This is a genomic window from Streptomyces sp. NPDC002926, from assembly GCF_053591755.1.
This window is the reverse complement of sequence record NZ_JBSFUK010000060.1, coordinates 1-13813: the sequence shown is the minus strand read 5'-3', so window position 1 is coordinate 13813 and position 13813 is coordinate 1. Positions and strand designations below refer to the sequence as shown.

At 70.2% G+C, this 13813-nt stretch carries 11 protein-coding genes and 2 pseudogenes; 6 read left to right on the top strand and 7 right to left on the bottom strand.

Annotated features, from left to right (window positions below; translation table 11 throughout):
- On the top strand, positions 1 to 630 hold a 630-nt coding region (locus ACWDZ6_RS32845; protein ID WP_451505743.1), incomplete at its 5' end, for a pyridoxal-phosphate dependent enzyme.
- 82 nt (positions 631 to 712) lie between these two features.
- Here ACWDZ6_RS32845 and ACWDZ6_RS32840 read toward each other — a convergent pair.
- On the bottom strand, positions 713 to 1342 hold the full coding sequence (locus ACWDZ6_RS32840) for a TetR/AcrR family transcriptional regulator (protein WP_451505742.1): 630 nt from the start codon (positions 1340 to 1342) through the stop codon (positions 713 to 715).
- 166 nt (positions 1343 to 1508) lie between these two features.
- Between ACWDZ6_RS32840 and ACWDZ6_RS32835 the strand changes: the two genes are divergently transcribed.
- Complete coding sequence (locus ACWDZ6_RS32835) at positions 1509 to 2663, top strand: FAD-dependent oxidoreductase (protein WP_451505741.1); 1155 nt, start codon at positions 1509 to 1511, stop codon at positions 2661 to 2663.
- Between the two features lie 224 nt (positions 2664 to 2887).
- Here ACWDZ6_RS32835 and ACWDZ6_RS32830 read toward each other — a convergent pair whose 3' ends face one another.
- Entirely contained in the window at positions 2888 to 3274 is a 387-nt protein-coding gene (locus ACWDZ6_RS32830; protein WP_451505740.1) for a peptidoglycan-binding domain-containing protein, read from the bottom strand.
- Positions 3275 to 3621: 347 nt separating this feature from the next.
- Positions 3622 to 5337: a S8 family peptidase gene (locus ACWDZ6_RS32825; protein ID WP_451505744.1), complete on the bottom strand. Its 1716-nt coding sequence runs from the start codon at positions 5335 to 5337 to the stop codon at positions 3622 to 3624.
- 347 nt (positions 5338 to 5684) lie between these two features.
- Between ACWDZ6_RS32825 and ACWDZ6_RS32820 the strand changes: the two are divergent.
- Positions 5685 to 6023, top strand: a pseudogene (locus tag ACWDZ6_RS32820) (alpha/beta fold hydrolase); the annotation flags it as partial.
- Between the two features lie 271 nt (positions 6024 to 6294).
- Here the strand turns inward: ACWDZ6_RS32820 and ACWDZ6_RS32815 are convergent.
- Complete coding sequence (locus ACWDZ6_RS32815) at positions 6295 to 6996, bottom strand: DUF4232 domain-containing protein (protein WP_451505739.1); 702 nt, start codon at positions 6994 to 6996, stop codon at positions 6295 to 6297.
- A gap of 314 nt (positions 6997 to 7310) precedes the next feature.
- Positions 7311 to 9416 carry an elongation factor G gene (gene fusA / locus ACWDZ6_RS32810; RefSeq protein ID WP_451505738.1) on the bottom strand — a complete coding sequence of 702 codons (2106 nt, stop codon included), beginning with the start codon at positions 9414 to 9416 and terminating at the stop codon, positions 7311 to 7313.
- Positions 9417 to 9956: 540 nt separating this feature from the next.
- Between fusA and ACWDZ6_RS32805 the strand changes: the two genes are divergently transcribed.
- On the top strand, positions 9957 to 10601 hold the full coding sequence (locus ACWDZ6_RS32805; RefSeq protein ID WP_451505737.1) for a DUF4232 domain-containing protein: 645 nt from the start codon (positions 9957 to 9959) through the stop codon (positions 10599 to 10601).
- A 41-nt stretch (positions 10602 to 10642) separates the two neighbouring features.
- On the opposite strand, the gene ACWDZ6_RS32800 is transcribed toward ACWDZ6_RS32805, so the two are convergent.
- Entirely contained in the window at positions 10643 to 11479 is an 837-nt protein-coding gene (locus ACWDZ6_RS32800; RefSeq protein WP_451505736.1) for an ATP-grasp domain-containing protein, read from the bottom strand.
- A complete protein-coding gene (locus ACWDZ6_RS32795; protein ID WP_451505735.1) occupies positions 11476 to 12450 on the bottom strand; it encodes an ATP-grasp domain-containing protein in 975 nt (324 codons plus the stop codon). Before ACWDZ6_RS32795 ends, ACWDZ6_RS32800 begins: the two co-directional genes overlap by 4 nt.
- A 272-nt stretch (positions 12451 to 12722) precedes the next feature.
- On the opposite strand from ACWDZ6_RS32795, the gene ACWDZ6_RS32790 reads away from it, so the two are divergent.
- Both ACWDZ6_RS32790 and ACWDZ6_RS32785 read left to right on the top strand, forming a co-directional pair.
- Positions 12723 to 13355, top strand: coding sequence for a DUF4255 domain-containing protein (locus ACWDZ6_RS32790; RefSeq protein WP_451505734.1), 633 nt, complete (start codon positions 12723 to 12725; stop codon positions 13353 to 13355).
- Positions 13352 to 13813: pseudogene (locus ACWDZ6_RS32785) on the top strand (hypothetical protein); the annotation flags it as partial. The gene ACWDZ6_RS32790 and the pseudogene ACWDZ6_RS32785, both read left to right, overlap by 4 nt.

The window sequence follows — 13813 nt, the reverse complement described above, 5'->3', positions numbered from 1 at the left end:
AGGACAGCGCCGGAGATCGCCCGCCAGTTCCCCGGACTGGACGTGCTGTTCGTCGGAGCCGGCACCACCGGGACCCTGATGGGCTGCGCGCGCTATTTCCGGGAGTGGCAGCGGCCGGTGCATGTCGTCGCCGTGGACAGCGTCGGTTCGGTGGCCTTCGGCGGTGAGCCGGGCCGCCGGATGATCCCGGGCCTGGGCATGAGCATCCGTCCCCCGCTGCTCGACGAGTCCTATGTGGACGAGGCCGTGCGCGTCGAGGAGGCCGACACCATCCGCACCTGCCGTCGCCTTGCCAGACGCGGATTCCTGTTCGGCGGCTCCACCGGCACGGTCGTCAGCGGCGCGATGGGCTGGCTCGCCCAGCACGACACGCGAGGGCTCACTGCCGTGGCGATCGCCCCGGACCTCGGCGAGCGCTACCTCGACACCATCTACCAGGCCAACTGGGTCCAGGACCTCTACGGCGAGGACATTCTCGACCCCCACGGGCCGGCCGCCGCCGGCTCCCCGACACCCCGCCCCGCACCACCGGTGCGGTCACCGCACCCGCAGCCGCGCCCTCGGCGCCAGGACCACGACACCCAGGCCCATGCCGCGTCCGGCGACCGACCACTTGGCGGGTCCTGGTGAGCTGAGCGTCATGACCGTCCACAGGCCCGGGCAGCGGCGGTCCGCGACCGCGGATGCACGGCTGGATGAGTCCTCGTGCAAGTCAGCCTGGTTCTGCGGTGTCCAGGCGGCTGAGCGGATCAACGGGCGCGGGGAGGACGGGATTCCAGCCGTGTTCGAGGAGGTCGAAGGCGGCGTCGACGGCGCGTAGGGGGGCGTCGCCGGCGTGGCCCAGGTTGCGGGCTTCGAGGGCGAAGCGGGCCAGGGCCCCGCAGTGGGGGTCGTCGACGGGGGCACCGATGTCGGCGGCGATGGCCCGGGCGAGGGCGTCCTGGTGGCGCATCCACATGCGGTGGGCGTAATCGGCCAGGGCGGCGGTGTTCTTGACGAGTTCGATGAAGGCGGTGAGGCGGGCGTCCGAGTCGTCGGGCCTGATCCTCACCCGCTCGATGTGCTCGCGCAGGGCCTGGGGGATCGACTGGCCGGGCGCCCGGTCGCGTACGGCGGCGACGAGGGCGGCCTGCTGGTCGGAGTCCTCGTCGAAGACCAGGGCCTCCTTGCCGGAGAAGTGCTTGAAGAGGGTGGTGGTGGAGACGTCGGCGGCTTCCGCGATGTCCCGGATGGAGACCTGGTCGTAGCCGCGCTCCAGGAAGAGGTTCAGGGCGGCGTCGGCCAGGGCTTGGCGGGTGGCGGCCTTCTTGCGCTCACGGCGTCCCACGGTCGTCTCAGGCATGGACCCAGCATAGCCGCATGGTTGCCTCGTGCAAAAAGTTGACTCGTTGCACTTTTTTGGTGAGTGTGCTTTTCTCGAGCCGGCCACCCCCGAGCCCGCTCGGACCAGGCCGTGAGCCCCTGCCAACAAGTAACCCTCGACGCCCCCTTGAAAGAACGGAGCACCTATGAACACCAGCACCCCCGCCTCCCGCATAGCGATCATCGGGGCCGGACCCGGCGGACTGACCTGCGCCCGCATCCTGCAGCGCCGCGGAATTGCCGTCACTGTTCACGACGCCGAGGCGTCACGTACCGCCCGTGACCATGGCGGCACCCTCGACATGCACCCCACCTCCGGCCAAGCCGCCCTGACTGCCGCCGGCCTCATGGATGAGTTCACCGAGCTGTCCCGGCCCGAGGGGCAGCGGATGCGCCTGCTCGGCCGCGACGCCACCGTCCACTTCGACGCCCTCCCCCCGGAGGCTGCCGACGGCCAGGGCAACCCCGAAATCGACCGCGGCCAGCTGCGCGACCTGCTCCTCGACTCCCTCACCCCCGAAACCGTGCGCTGGGGCCACAAACTCACCCACGCAGAACCGCTCGGGGAAGGTGTCCACCGGCTGCACTTCACCGACGACACCACCACCGACACGGACCTCCTCATCGGCGCCGACGGCGCCTGGTCCCGCGTGCGGTGCCTCCTCTCCGAGGCCACGCCCGCGTACACCGGCGTCACCTTCGTCGAGGCCGGCCTCCAGGAAGCCGACACCCGCCACCCCAAGCTCGCCGCGCTCACCGGCGACGGCACCATGATGGCGCTGGACAACAACCTCGGTCTGGTCGCGCAGCGCAACAGCAACCAGCACATCCGCATCTACATCGGCATGCGCATCGAGCAGGACTGGCACGAACGTGCGGGCCTGGACCTCACCGACACCGCCGCCGTCCGCGAACATCTACTGCGGCAGTTCATCGGCTGGAGCCCGGACCTGCTCGGACTCATCACCGACACCGACACGGGCTACATCAACCGGCCACTGACGGCCCTGCCCGTACCCCACACCTGGAACCACACCCCCGGCGTCACCCTCCTCGGCGACGCCGCCCACCTCATGTCCCCCTTCTCCGGTATGGGAGCCAACCTCGCCATGCTCGACGCCACCGACCTCGCCCGGGCCATCACCGCCCGGCCCACCCTCGGCGAGGCGGTCCGCGCCTACGAGAAGCTGCTGCTGCCCCGCTCCGTCGAGGCGGCCGAAGGCAGCGCCGAAGGACTCGACAGCGCCTTCGCCCCCGACTCGGCCCGGCAGGCACTCGCCCACATGAACGAACACCACTGACTGAGCGGCTCAACCGGGCCTGGACAATGGGCACATGGAAGGAAGTCTCTGATCACCGCCTGAAGCAACGGCAACCTCGTGCACACCGAGGAGCCGACCGGTCCATCAAGTGACTGCTGAGACTTGGGAAACGCCGTGGCGGAGCGTTCACAATTTCCGGCATCGGCCGACGCGGCGCCGGTCCAGGACGTAGGTCCAGGACCGGCATGGTGCGTGCTCGGGTGTCAGCAGCCGTTGCGCAGCCGGTTCCAGGTGACGGGACCGATAATGCCGTCGACGCCGATGCGGCAGGTGCGCTGGAAGTCCCTGGTGGCCGCGTCGGTGTAACCGCCGAAGTCCCCGTCGATGCCGGTCGGGCCGATGTAGAAGCCCCAGAACTGGAGGAGACACTGGGCCTCCCGTACGGCGTTGCCCGTATTGCCCCGCCGGATGGTGGGCGGGGTGACCGCGCCGTGGTAGCCGCAGTAGACGGCGGCTGCCCCTGTCTCACCCGCCGGTGCGGCGGGGGACGACTGGGCAGCCGACGCGGTGCCCATGGAGAGTGCGGATGTGCCGGCCAACAGCGTGATGACGACTGCTGCCGAAGTGGCGAAGCGGCGAAGGCGCCTCATAACTACTCCTCATATATGCAGGCGGTCGAACCCATGAGCGAAACCCTATGGGTACGCCCATCCAGGCAGGCAGATCCGATCCGGCTGAGTTGACGGCATTCCGCTTCTTGCCTGACCTCTGCGTGTGTCGCCTGTTGTTCACGGGTCGCCCGCCACCAGGTTTCGCGTGAGGAGCGGAGTGTCTGATACCGAGTCATCGGATCGTCACCATCGGTCGGCGCCGCATCGTCCGCTTCCCACCCGAACCACCCGGCCCTGGGTCGTCGCCGCATACCCACCAGGGTCAGTGACAGCCGAAAGGTCCCGGTGAGAGTAGCGCACAGCTCTCACCGGGACCCGGTGACGCGCTAGAAGGTCAGGTTCCAGGAGTCGATCTTGCCGGTGTCCTGGGAGGCCAGGTCACGGACGCGCAGCTTCCACGTGCCCGCGGCCACCTCCGATGAGGCGTTCACGGTGTACGTCTTGGCGACGTTGTCGGTGCCGTCGTTGTCCGGAAAGTCCTCGAGCGTATAGACCGTGCCGTCGGGCGCCACGAGAGAGAGCACGAGGTCGCCGCGGTAGGTGTGTTTGATGTCCACACCGACCTTGAGCGTGGCCGGGGCGTTGCCGCCGACCCCGGTCACGGTGAGCGCAGACTCCGCCGTGGCGTTGTCGGCGATGGCCACGTCCACTGTGTTCTCGAAGTACGTGCCGGGCGGCGGCGTGCCGCCGACAGCCTTCAGCGCGTCGACCTTGCCCTCGCCGAAGAAACTGTTGTTGGCGGTCGTGCCCGTGCAGCGGCTGTCGGACGGGCAGGCAGTGTCGGTGGCCTGGGCGGCCAGCTTGGCCCGGAGGTCCGCAGGCGTGGAGCCGGGGTTGGTGCTCGCCAGCAGCGCGGCCACCCCGGCGACGTGCGGGGAAGCCATCGACGTGCCGTTCATGGTTCCGTACTTGCCGCCCGGCAGCGTCGAGTAGACCCCGGACGCGCCGTCGCCGCCCGGGGCCGCGATGTCGATGATGTTCCGGCCGAGGTTGGAGTACGAGGCCTTGACGTTGCCATTGCCCATGGCTGCCACGGTCACCACGCCCGGCAGCTCGGTGGGGATGTCGATGCAGGCGTTGGTGATGGTGCGGGTGACCGGGGTCGAGTCGTTCGGGCTCGATGTGTCGGTCCGCTTGTTCGCCAGGTCGTAGTTGGAGTTGCCCGCGGCCGCGACCTGCAGCGAGCCCTTGCTCTCCGCGTACTCCTGGGCGCGCCTGACCCCCTCGATGATCGCTGCCTGGTCCACGTTGTCCGGGCAGTTGAACATCCATGGGTCCGTGTAATAGCTGTTGTTGGTGACCTGGAAGCTGTGGTCACCCGCCCACATGAAGCCGCAGACGGTGTTCTCGGCGAAGAACATGCTGGTGTTCGGCTCGGCGATCCGGACGGAGGAGATCTTGACGCCCGGGGCCACACCGATGACGCCCTTGCCGTTCTTGGCCGCCGCGATCGTGCCCGCCACATGCGTGCCGTGGTCGCCGACAGGGCGCCATGCGCCGGTCCTCGTGTCCGCCTTGCCGTAGGCGCAGGAGACGGAATCGGCCGCGTCGAAGTTGGGCGCGATGTCCTGATGCTGGTCGTCGACGCCGGTGTCGAGGACGCCGACCTTGACCGCGGAGGAGCCGGTGGTCACGGCCCATGCCTTGTCGGCATTGATCTGGGTCATGTCCCAGCGGTTGGACTCGGTGAGGGTGGTCGTGGCCTGCGTGGGAGAAGCCGGAATTGCCGGGTTGTACGCGTCGGCCGGAACATCAGAGGTCCGGGTGGCGCCGACCTGCTGCACCCCGCTGACCGAGCGCATCGTGCCCGCGAAGGTCGTGGACGCCGAGTGCGCCACGATCACGCCGATCGCGTCGTAGTGCGCGAACACCGTGCCGCCGTTGTCCGTGACAGCTCCCTGTACGGCCGACGTGTCGCCCGGTGCGGTGATGACCAGGTAGGCCCGGGTACCGGCGGCCCACGAGGCGGCGGGCGCCGCGGACGCCGCGGAAGTCCCCGCCGCCGTCGTCGCTGCCTGGGCAGCCCCGACCGGAGTTACCAGCGCGAAGGCCGCGCCGAGGACGGCGGTGGCCACGACCGAGCGTCTGAGACGGCCGGATATGAGGGTAAACAATGCATCCTCCGAGAACCCGGCGGCGCTGGTGGTGCCGACCGGGTCGAGTGTGGGAAGTGGTGGACGCAAGATGTCAGACAATGGTCCCGGATGAAATGGTTCCGATCACGCAAGTGCCGTTCTCTGACCGGTGATTGGTTCTTGCGAGGCGCCGCGGCCGAGTCTCCGGCGCCGGCCGGCACCGGAGTTCGGCTCCCACACCCAGCGGGGGCGGACTGTGGCTCGCGTCGTCACGGCGTACGGCGGGGTGCCGGAAGCGGCAACGCGTGCGGTGTTCAGCGAGCAGCTCCGGGCTGCATCCGACGTCCCTCGACCGGCTCGTCGAACCGTGGCTCGGCGACGCCGGCCAGGCAGCGTTCCACCGGCAGATCGCACAGGCTGATCAGCGGTACACCGATGAGATACAGGACCGCTACGGCACGATCGATGTCCCTGTCCTGGTCTGCTGGGGTGTCGACGACACGTGGATTCCAGTGGTCAAGGGCCACGAACTCACCTCCCGAATCCCCGGCGCACGACTCCGGCTCATCCCCGCGGCTGGACACCTCGTCCAGGAGGACGCCCCGGCCGAACTCACCGCGGCGCTCCTCGCCTTCCTCCACGACCCGAGCTGACACCGGCCGTGCCGGTACAGGCGATTGGCCTGATAGGTGAAGTCCGGCGCGCAACATGCCCGGACGGGGTGCCCCGGTTACGCCGGAACCCTGCGCCGGATGATCTTGGATTCATGGCTCCGGGCCCGGCACCGCTGGGGGTACCGGGCCCGAAGTGAAGGGTCTTGCACAGGCGGCGCGGGAGCCGCCACTCCCCTGCCCCGTCCCTCTGTTGCAGGCGGCCACAGCCCCGGTATCCCGCTGTGCGCGTCCCCTGCCTGGTGCGCTTCCGTCAGGAAGGCTTCGCCGCCGTCACGGCGGTGACGGTCACCTTGTTGTCGCACTCGGCGAAGAGCCCGTCCTCCAGGGCGACTTGGTGCATCCCCGACCCCGGCAGACCCACCACCAGCGTCGGGTAAGCGACCGGCTCGGAGCCGGACTTGCAGTAGCCGTCCCCCTCGCCCTGAACCTGGACGAAGGTCAGTTTCACCCACGCCTTGCCGCCCGGCGCCAGCCGCACCTGGGACGCCGATCCGGTGCGTGTCACCGCCAGCGGAGTGTTGCGCTGCGGAGAACCGTTGCCCGCCCCCGCCACCGTCGGGTGGCCCTGCAGGGTGCACGCGTGCCCGGAGGTGTTGGCGAACTCGACGACCGCCGCTCCGATTCCGGTGCCTTCAGGGCGGACAGCGGCCTGATACGCGGCAGCCTTCAGCCCGGTCACCGCACATGTCGGGGCGTCCTCGCCCGGCGATCCGGACCCCGAACCAGGCGCCGCGGGCGAGGCGCTCGCCGCCGGCACCGCCGATGCGCCCCCGTCGGCGGGCTTTGAGGCAGCGGAGTCCGGCCCTCCGGAAGAAGCCCCCGCCGCCGCCGTCGGCGACCCGGCCGCCCCTGTCTCGCCGTCGCCGGGCTGGCACCCGGCCACCAGCAGTGCGGCCGCCGACGTCGCGACCGCCGCCATCACGGCTCTGCGGATGCCGTTCCTGTGCTGCATGATGCCCCCCGAATGAGAAACGTCCAGGTACCGGTCTCTCGCCGGCACTCGTCACTGCAGACAGCGCCCGCCGGCGTCGGGTTTCGGCCATTGATCGTCTGTGACACGGCGGTGACAAGGCCGGGTCATCGTAACCACCCCTGGTCCCACCACACCCGCCAACACCCGTGACACCGGTGAGTCGGCCAGGGTTCAGCAGGCCGGGGTCCCGCCCCCGGGGCCGCGCCGAGAGCGCAGAATGTACTGCCCCCACGGCGCGTCCGCAGGCGGCCGGGACGGCCCCGCCCTCGTGCGGGCGGAGCCATCCCTGAGATCTACCGCGACAGCATCCCGTCGGACACCGTTGCCGGCGCAGGGGCGTAGCCGGTGGCCCGGTTGGTGAAGCTTCCCCGGCCCTGGGTCCGACTGCGCAGCCGGGACGCATAGCCGAACAGTTCCGCCAGCGGCACCGTCGCGGTGATCACCGCTGTGCCGGCCCGGGCGGCCTGGCCCGAGACCCGGCCGCGTCGTGCCGCCAGGTCACCGAGCACCCCGCCCACGGCGTCGTCGGGCACGGTGACCGTGACCTCAGCCACCGGTTCCAGGAGCGCCATCACGCCGGCGCGCAGGGCAGCCCGAAGCGCGAGCCGGCCGGCTGTCCGGAACGCCATCTCCGAAGAGTCCTTGGAGTGGGTGGCTCCGTCGGTCAGTGTGACCCGAAGTCCGGTCACCGGGTGACCGCCGAGGGGACCCTCGGCCAGAGCATCCCGGCAACCTGCCTCCACCGCGCGGACGTACTCCTGCGGCACCCGTCCACCGGCGACGGTCGATCCGAACACGAAGTCGCCCGCGTGGGCTCCGGCCTTGTCACCGGCGGCGCCGACCGCTGCCTCCAGTGGCTCCACGTCGAGGACCACGTGCGCGAACTGGCCCGCGCCTCCATCCTGCTTGACGTGCCGGTACACCAGACCGGACACGCCGCGCACGACGGTTTCGCGGTAGGCCACCTGCGGCCGGCCGACGCTGACATCCAGCCCATGAGTGCGGCGGATCTTCTCCACCGCGACCTCCAGATGCAGCTCGCCCATCCCCGACAGCACTGTCTGACCGGTCTCGGAGTCGGTCCGGACCGTCAGTGAAGGATCCTCCTCGACCAGCCGTGCCCACGCCGACGCCAAACGGCCGGTATCAAGGCTCCTGCGGGCCTCGACCGCTACAGAGACGACCGGATCGGCCACGGTGGGCGGTTCGAAGACCAGGGGCGCCGTGGGTGTGCACAGGGTGGCCCCTGCGCGGGCGCCCTTCAGCCCGACCACCGCAACGATGTCCCCGGCCACCGCCTGGTCCACCTCCTCGTGACGGTCGGCCTGCACCCGCAGGATCCGGCCGATCCGCTCGCTGCGGTGCGCGCCTGCGTCGAGCACTGCGTCTCCTTTCTGAATCGTTCCCGAATACACACGCAGGTAGGTCAGCCGGCCCGTGGCGGTCGAATTCACCTTGAAGACCAGTCCGGAGAACGGCGCCGCCGGGTCGGCGGCCCGCTCCTCAACCGTGCCGCCCAAGGAGCCGCGTACCGCCGGCACGTCCAGAGGCGACGGGAGGTAGGCCCCGACGGCATCCAGCAGCGCCTCGATCCCGCGGTTGCGGTAGGCCGAACCGCACACCACCACGACGCCCTCACCACTACGGGTCAGGTCGCGCAGTGCCGCGGCCAGAGTCGGTGCGGAGACCGTCGACTGCGTGCAGAACTCCTCCAATGCGACCGGGTGGAGTTCCGCCACCGCTTCCTCGAGCAGTCGGCGGCGACGTTGCGCTTCCGCACGCAGGGAGTCGGGCACCGGGCCGTCCTCGAACGTGTCGCGTCCGGCGCCCCATACCAGCGAGCGCATACGCAGCAGGTCCACCACACCCGTGAACTCGTCCTCCTGCCCGATCGGCAGCTGGACCACCAGCGGGACCGTATGCAACCGTTCCCGGATCGACTCGACCGCCGTGTCGAGGTCGGCACCGGCACGGTCCAGCTTGTTCACGAAGGCGATCCTCGGCACTCCGTGCCGGTCGGCCTGGCGCCACACCGACTCGCTCTGCGGCTCGACTCCCGCTACCGCGTCGAACACCGCCACCGCGCCATCGAGCACCCGCAGCGAGCGCTCCACCTCGTCCGAGAAGTCGACGTGGCCCGGCGTGTCGATCAGATTGATCCGGTGACCGTCCCAGACGCAGCTCACCGCCGCGGCGAAGATGGTGATCCCACGGTCGCGCTCCTGTGAGTCGAAGTCGGTAACGGTCGTGCCGTCATGGACCTCGCCCCGCTTGTGGGTGGCGCCGGTGACGTACAGGATCCGTTCGGTGACGGTGGTCTTGCCGGCATCGACGTGGGCGAGGATGCCCAGATTTCGGACGCCGGTCAGCGGACTGGTGGTGTGCAGGTCGGTACGCACGGCCCATGGCCTTTCAGGGTGATCGAGAACAGGCAGCGCGATTCCCCGGACGAAACGGCCTGGGGTCAGGCCGGCAGAATTCCCCGACCCGGCATCACCCCGTGATGTGGCGCGACCGCATCGGCATGTACGCCGGCAAGTCGGCTCACGGGCAGGCAGGGATCAGGTGTTCGTCCCGGACGTCCGGTGGCGGCCGCGCGGCCGCCACCGGGCGCACGTGGACATCAGGATCACGTCGTACCGTGAACGGGGAAGGACGACAGCGGTGCGGTAACGCACGGTCGGGCTCCCCTCACTTGTCGATGCGCACGCTGTGATGTCGTGGCGGCGCGTGTGGCGAGTGTAGTGAGCGAGGACGGTCCAGGGCACCGGATTTTCTGTCCCCGACAAAGGATGGACCAGGTCCCGCTTCAGCGCCTGCCGGTCACGACGGGAGCGGCGAACTCGCCCGCCGGATCCCGTCGTTGCGGGCCGGGCACCCCGCCGACGGCGCGGCGAATCATGGCCGGGGCGTACGAGGCTGCGTGTGATGATCTCGGCATGACCGTCATACCTTTCAGGCACGCGCTGATCCTGACGGCGGTGGCCTTGCTGACCACCGGGTGCGGGCTCTCGGCCGAACTCGATCGTGAATCGAATCCCGCGCGGACCGGAGCACAGGCGTCGCCCCGGCCGCCGGGTACCGGTCCGTCGACCGGTACCCGGACGCTTCCGCCGGGTGATGCCGAGCCGCCCTCTTCCGTGGACGGGCAAGGCTGCCCGGACACGGGTGTGCTCGTGTCGACCGGCACAGTGAACGCCGCCATGGGACTCCGCGCCATGCCCGTGACCCTCACCAACTGCGGTGAGCGCGACCACCGGCTGAACGGTTACCCCGATGTTCGGGTGCGGGACGTGGACCACGAGCGCATGGACGTAACGGTGCTCAAAGGACCGGAACCGATCACACAGCTCGACGACCCGGGACCACACCCCGTGACGTTGAAGCCCGGGGAGTCCGCGCGCAGCGTGTTCGTATGGCGCTACTCGGCCGTCGACACGGCGACACGGCGCGGGAGCGGCGTGTACGTGGAGATCGCCCCGGCCGTCGGGGTCGACCGGCAGACTGTGCAGCCGGAGGGTGGACTCGACATCGGCGACACGGGACTGCTCGGCACGACGGCGTGGCAGAGAGTCGTCGACTGAGGCCTGCCCCCCTCCCGTCGGTCAGGAAGCGTCGGCCTGCCCTACGCGCCCCGTGCCCCGGTCACCGGCCGCGTGCCGGCAGTTGAGGACCGGTTGGTGCTGGACAGGGTCAGTGCCGCAAGGGCCTCCGGAGCGCCGGACTGACCCCGGACGCCGGGGAAGGCGTTTATGTCCACGATCAGCGGGGCGCCGTCGCCGGTGTCGATGATGTCCACACCGTAGACGTCGAGTTCGAAGACCTCGCCGACCCGGCGCACCAGGGCGGGCCAGCCAGGCGGCAGGTTGCCGGGAGTGAGCGGCAGTGTGGGGCCGCTTCCCCCGGGCGAGAGTTCGGTCCGGCGCAAGGCGGCGAAAAGCTGGTCTCCGACCGCCCACAGTTTGTGGTCCCAGCCGCTGTTCGGTGCGAAGTCCTGCACCACGACCGGCTCCTGTGGCCATGCGGCGGCGAGGTCTCGAAGTTGTGTGTCGTTGTCGAGACGGGCCACCAGGTCGTGCCTTCGGCTGTGGCGGCTCTTGACCACCACCGGGCCGGGGAGCCGTGGGCCGGACGCCAGTTCAGCGAGCGTGGTGAAGGTCCGGGTGCTCGCGAACGGAAGGCCTGCCCGCCGGGTCAGCTCCGCCATCGCCGTACGGTCCTGGCACAACGCGGTCGCCGCGGCCGAGTTCACCACTTGCGCGCCGCGCTGCTCCAGGTCGCGAGCGAGGGCCAGGGCACGTGGCGTACGTGACTTCAGCAGGTAGACGTCGGCAAGCGGCTCGGGGACTTCCCCGAGCGTTCTCGGGTCCAGTGTCTGCACTTGGTGCTCGGGGACGAGGAGGGCGACGGTGGCGGCCAGCAGCGGATGGCCGGGCTCGGGTGTGATCAGGCCAATCCTCATACGCTCTCACCCGCCGCCGCAGGAACCTGCACAGGAGTCGGGACATGGGCAGGAGTCGGGACCTGCGCAGGGTGAGGCCGGGGTGTCAACGACGGCCCGCGGGCCTCGCCGTGCTGCTCCTGCGAACGGGCAGAGGGCAGCACGGCCGCGCCGGACGCCTGGCCGGCGCGGGCCAGCTCGAGTACGGCTCGTGCCACCCGGCCCGCAGCGTCGGGGACCTGACGGAAGCTGGGGAAGTCGTTCACATCGACGACCACGGGGCCGTCCGGACCCAGCAGCACGTCCACGCCGTACAGGTCGAGGCCGTAGACCACCCCGACCTGAGCGGCAATTGCGGCAACCTCGGCCGACAGGGACACGCGGCGTTCCCGCACCGGGAGGCCGGGATGGAGCGGGGAGCGGCGCTCGGTCGCGTACAGCTCGCCGCCGACGCAGTACACCTTGACGTCTATGCCCGAGTTGGTCACATACGGCTGGGCGATGAGCATGCCCTCCCTCGCGAGTTCGGGGACCATCGCGGCGAGCCGATCCGGCGACGACACCCGGTGCACGGCCCGTCCCGAGCTGCCGTCCGCGGGCTTGATCACCAGCGGATACTCCGACGCCGGTATCTCCGCCAGCAGCTCAGGCCGCGCCGCCGCGTAGGTCGGAGGCAGCGGAAGACCACGGCTGCGACCGATCGCCGCGGCCAGTGCCTTGTCCCGTACACCTCGTATCGACCGCGCGTCGTTGACCGTCGTCATCCCGGCCGCGGCCGCGGCTTCGAGCAAGGTGAGCCCCGGGCCGCCGGAGACCGTCTTGAGAACCCAGGCGTCATGGGTGCCCGCGCGCACCGCCTCGGTCATGCACAGCAGGGAACCGCCCGGCCGCAGCACGTCCACCTGGTGCCCCCAGGACGTCAGTTGACGGATCACCTCAATCGGCATGCCGTCATGACGGTAGTGCTCCTCCACCAGGAAGCAGAGCCTCATCGACCTTCCCCGTAAACCCCCGGACGTCCGCCGATCCCATCCGGCGAGTTGTGACATCACAGGATGTCATGAACCTCCGTGCGGCGATCTCCCGGCACCGGGCCGCCTCGGCACCGCCGCCTCCGGCCCGGCGGCGGCCTGCGGATCCAGGGAGGGAACCAGGGATTTCCCCGAAGAGCCGGGGTGTCACCCGGCCCTAGTCTCGCTGGTGGGTGGCCGGTCCGGCACACATCTGTCGGGCAGTATCCGTGCCGCATCCGCACGATCAGGGGGTGATCGCAGTGGGCAGTCCCGATGTGATCGCCGATGTGTCCGACATCCTGCTGAAGGTACTGACCGACGCGGTGCGCGAGTCCGGCTCCCAGGCCCAGGTGCGCCTCGTCGACCTCATCGGTCAGCAACAGGGCGGCAACTCCGGGCTCGGACTCGAGCTCTTCCTCTACGAGGTCGCCGAGGACCCCAGCGCACGCAACCGCGGTCCCCGCCACACCGTGGTGGAGGACCCGGTCACCGGCGCCGTGCGCCAGGAGCGGCGCAGGGCGGACATGGCGCTGTTGCTGCGCTATCTGCTCGTCCCGACCGGCGGCACCCCCGATGCCCAGCAGCGGATGCTCGGCCGGGCGATGCGGGCGCTGTACGACGACGCCATCCTGCAGGGCCCGTTGCTCGTGGCGGCCGCGGAGAGCAACAGCGTGGCCGAGGCCGGGGAGTCACTGAAGCTGCGCCTGGCTCCGCTGTCGCTCGACGAGCGGGCGAAGGTGTGGTGGGCGATCTCGCAGCCGTACCGGCTCTCCCTCAACTACGAAGTGCGGGTGGTCAATCTGGCCTCCCGCGACATCACCGCGGCTTCGGCCGTCACCGGCGGCGGCGTCGCCGTCGGACAGCGTGCCGGGGTCCGCACATGACGGCCGGCGGCGCGACGGTCGACACCGTACGGATCGCACCGGGACCGGTCTGCCTGCTGCCGCTGGACGCCTTCACCGGACGTACGCCCGTCCTGCGGGTCACCGCCGTGGTCGAGCGGCGCCTGGCGGGCGGCCGGTGGACCGCCGAGGACGACGTGCCGGTGGTGACGACTCCGGGCGGTGCGATCGTGTTGCCGTCGCTGGCGAGTGCGCATCCCGCTCCCGCACCGGGCGGCGTACAGCGCCTGCGTATCCGGCTCGTCTCGCCGTATCTGCTGGACGCGGAGCACCCGGGCGGCGTGGAGTTCGACGCTCCGGCGGCGGCTGCGCCAGCGGTGACGCGGGTACGGCTGTATCCGCTGCCCGCCTATCCCTTCCCGCCCGGGACGCGCCTGCTGCGCGGGCGGGTACGGCGTGGCGGGCCAGCGGGTGCGGCGGTGGCCGGAGCGGCGGTCAAC

What these genes read in the sequence shown, in the direction of transcription:
- ACWDZ6_RS32840 (WP_451505742.1), bottom strand. Translation starts at nt 1,342, where the DNA reads ATGCCTGAGACGACCGTGGGACGCCGTGAGCGCAAGAAGGCCGCCACC.
- ACWDZ6_RS32835 (WP_451505741.1), top strand. Translation starts at nt 1,509, where the DNA reads ATGAACACCAGCACCCCCGCCTCCCGCATAGCGATCATCGGGGCCGGA.
- ACWDZ6_RS32830 (WP_451505740.1), bottom strand. Translation starts at nt 3,274, where the DNA reads ATGAGGCGCCTTCGCCGCTTCGCCACTTCGGCAGCAGTCGTCATCACG.
- ACWDZ6_RS32815 (WP_451505739.1), bottom strand. Translation starts at nt 6,996, where the DNA reads ATGCAGCACAGGAACGGCATCCGCAGAGCCGTGATGGCGGCGGTCGCG.
- ACWDZ6_RS32805 (WP_451505737.1), top strand. Translation starts at nt 9,957, where the DNA reads ATGACCGTCATACCTTTCAGGCACGCGCTGATCCTGACGGCGGTGGCC.
- ACWDZ6_RS32800 (WP_451505736.1), bottom strand. Translation starts at nt 11,479, where the DNA reads ATGAGGATTGGCCTGATCACACCCGAGCCCGGCCATCCGCTGCTGGCC.
- ACWDZ6_RS32795 (WP_451505735.1), bottom strand. Translation starts at nt 12,450, where the DNA reads ATGAGGCTCTGCTTCCTGGTGGAGGAGCACTACCGTCATGACGGCATG.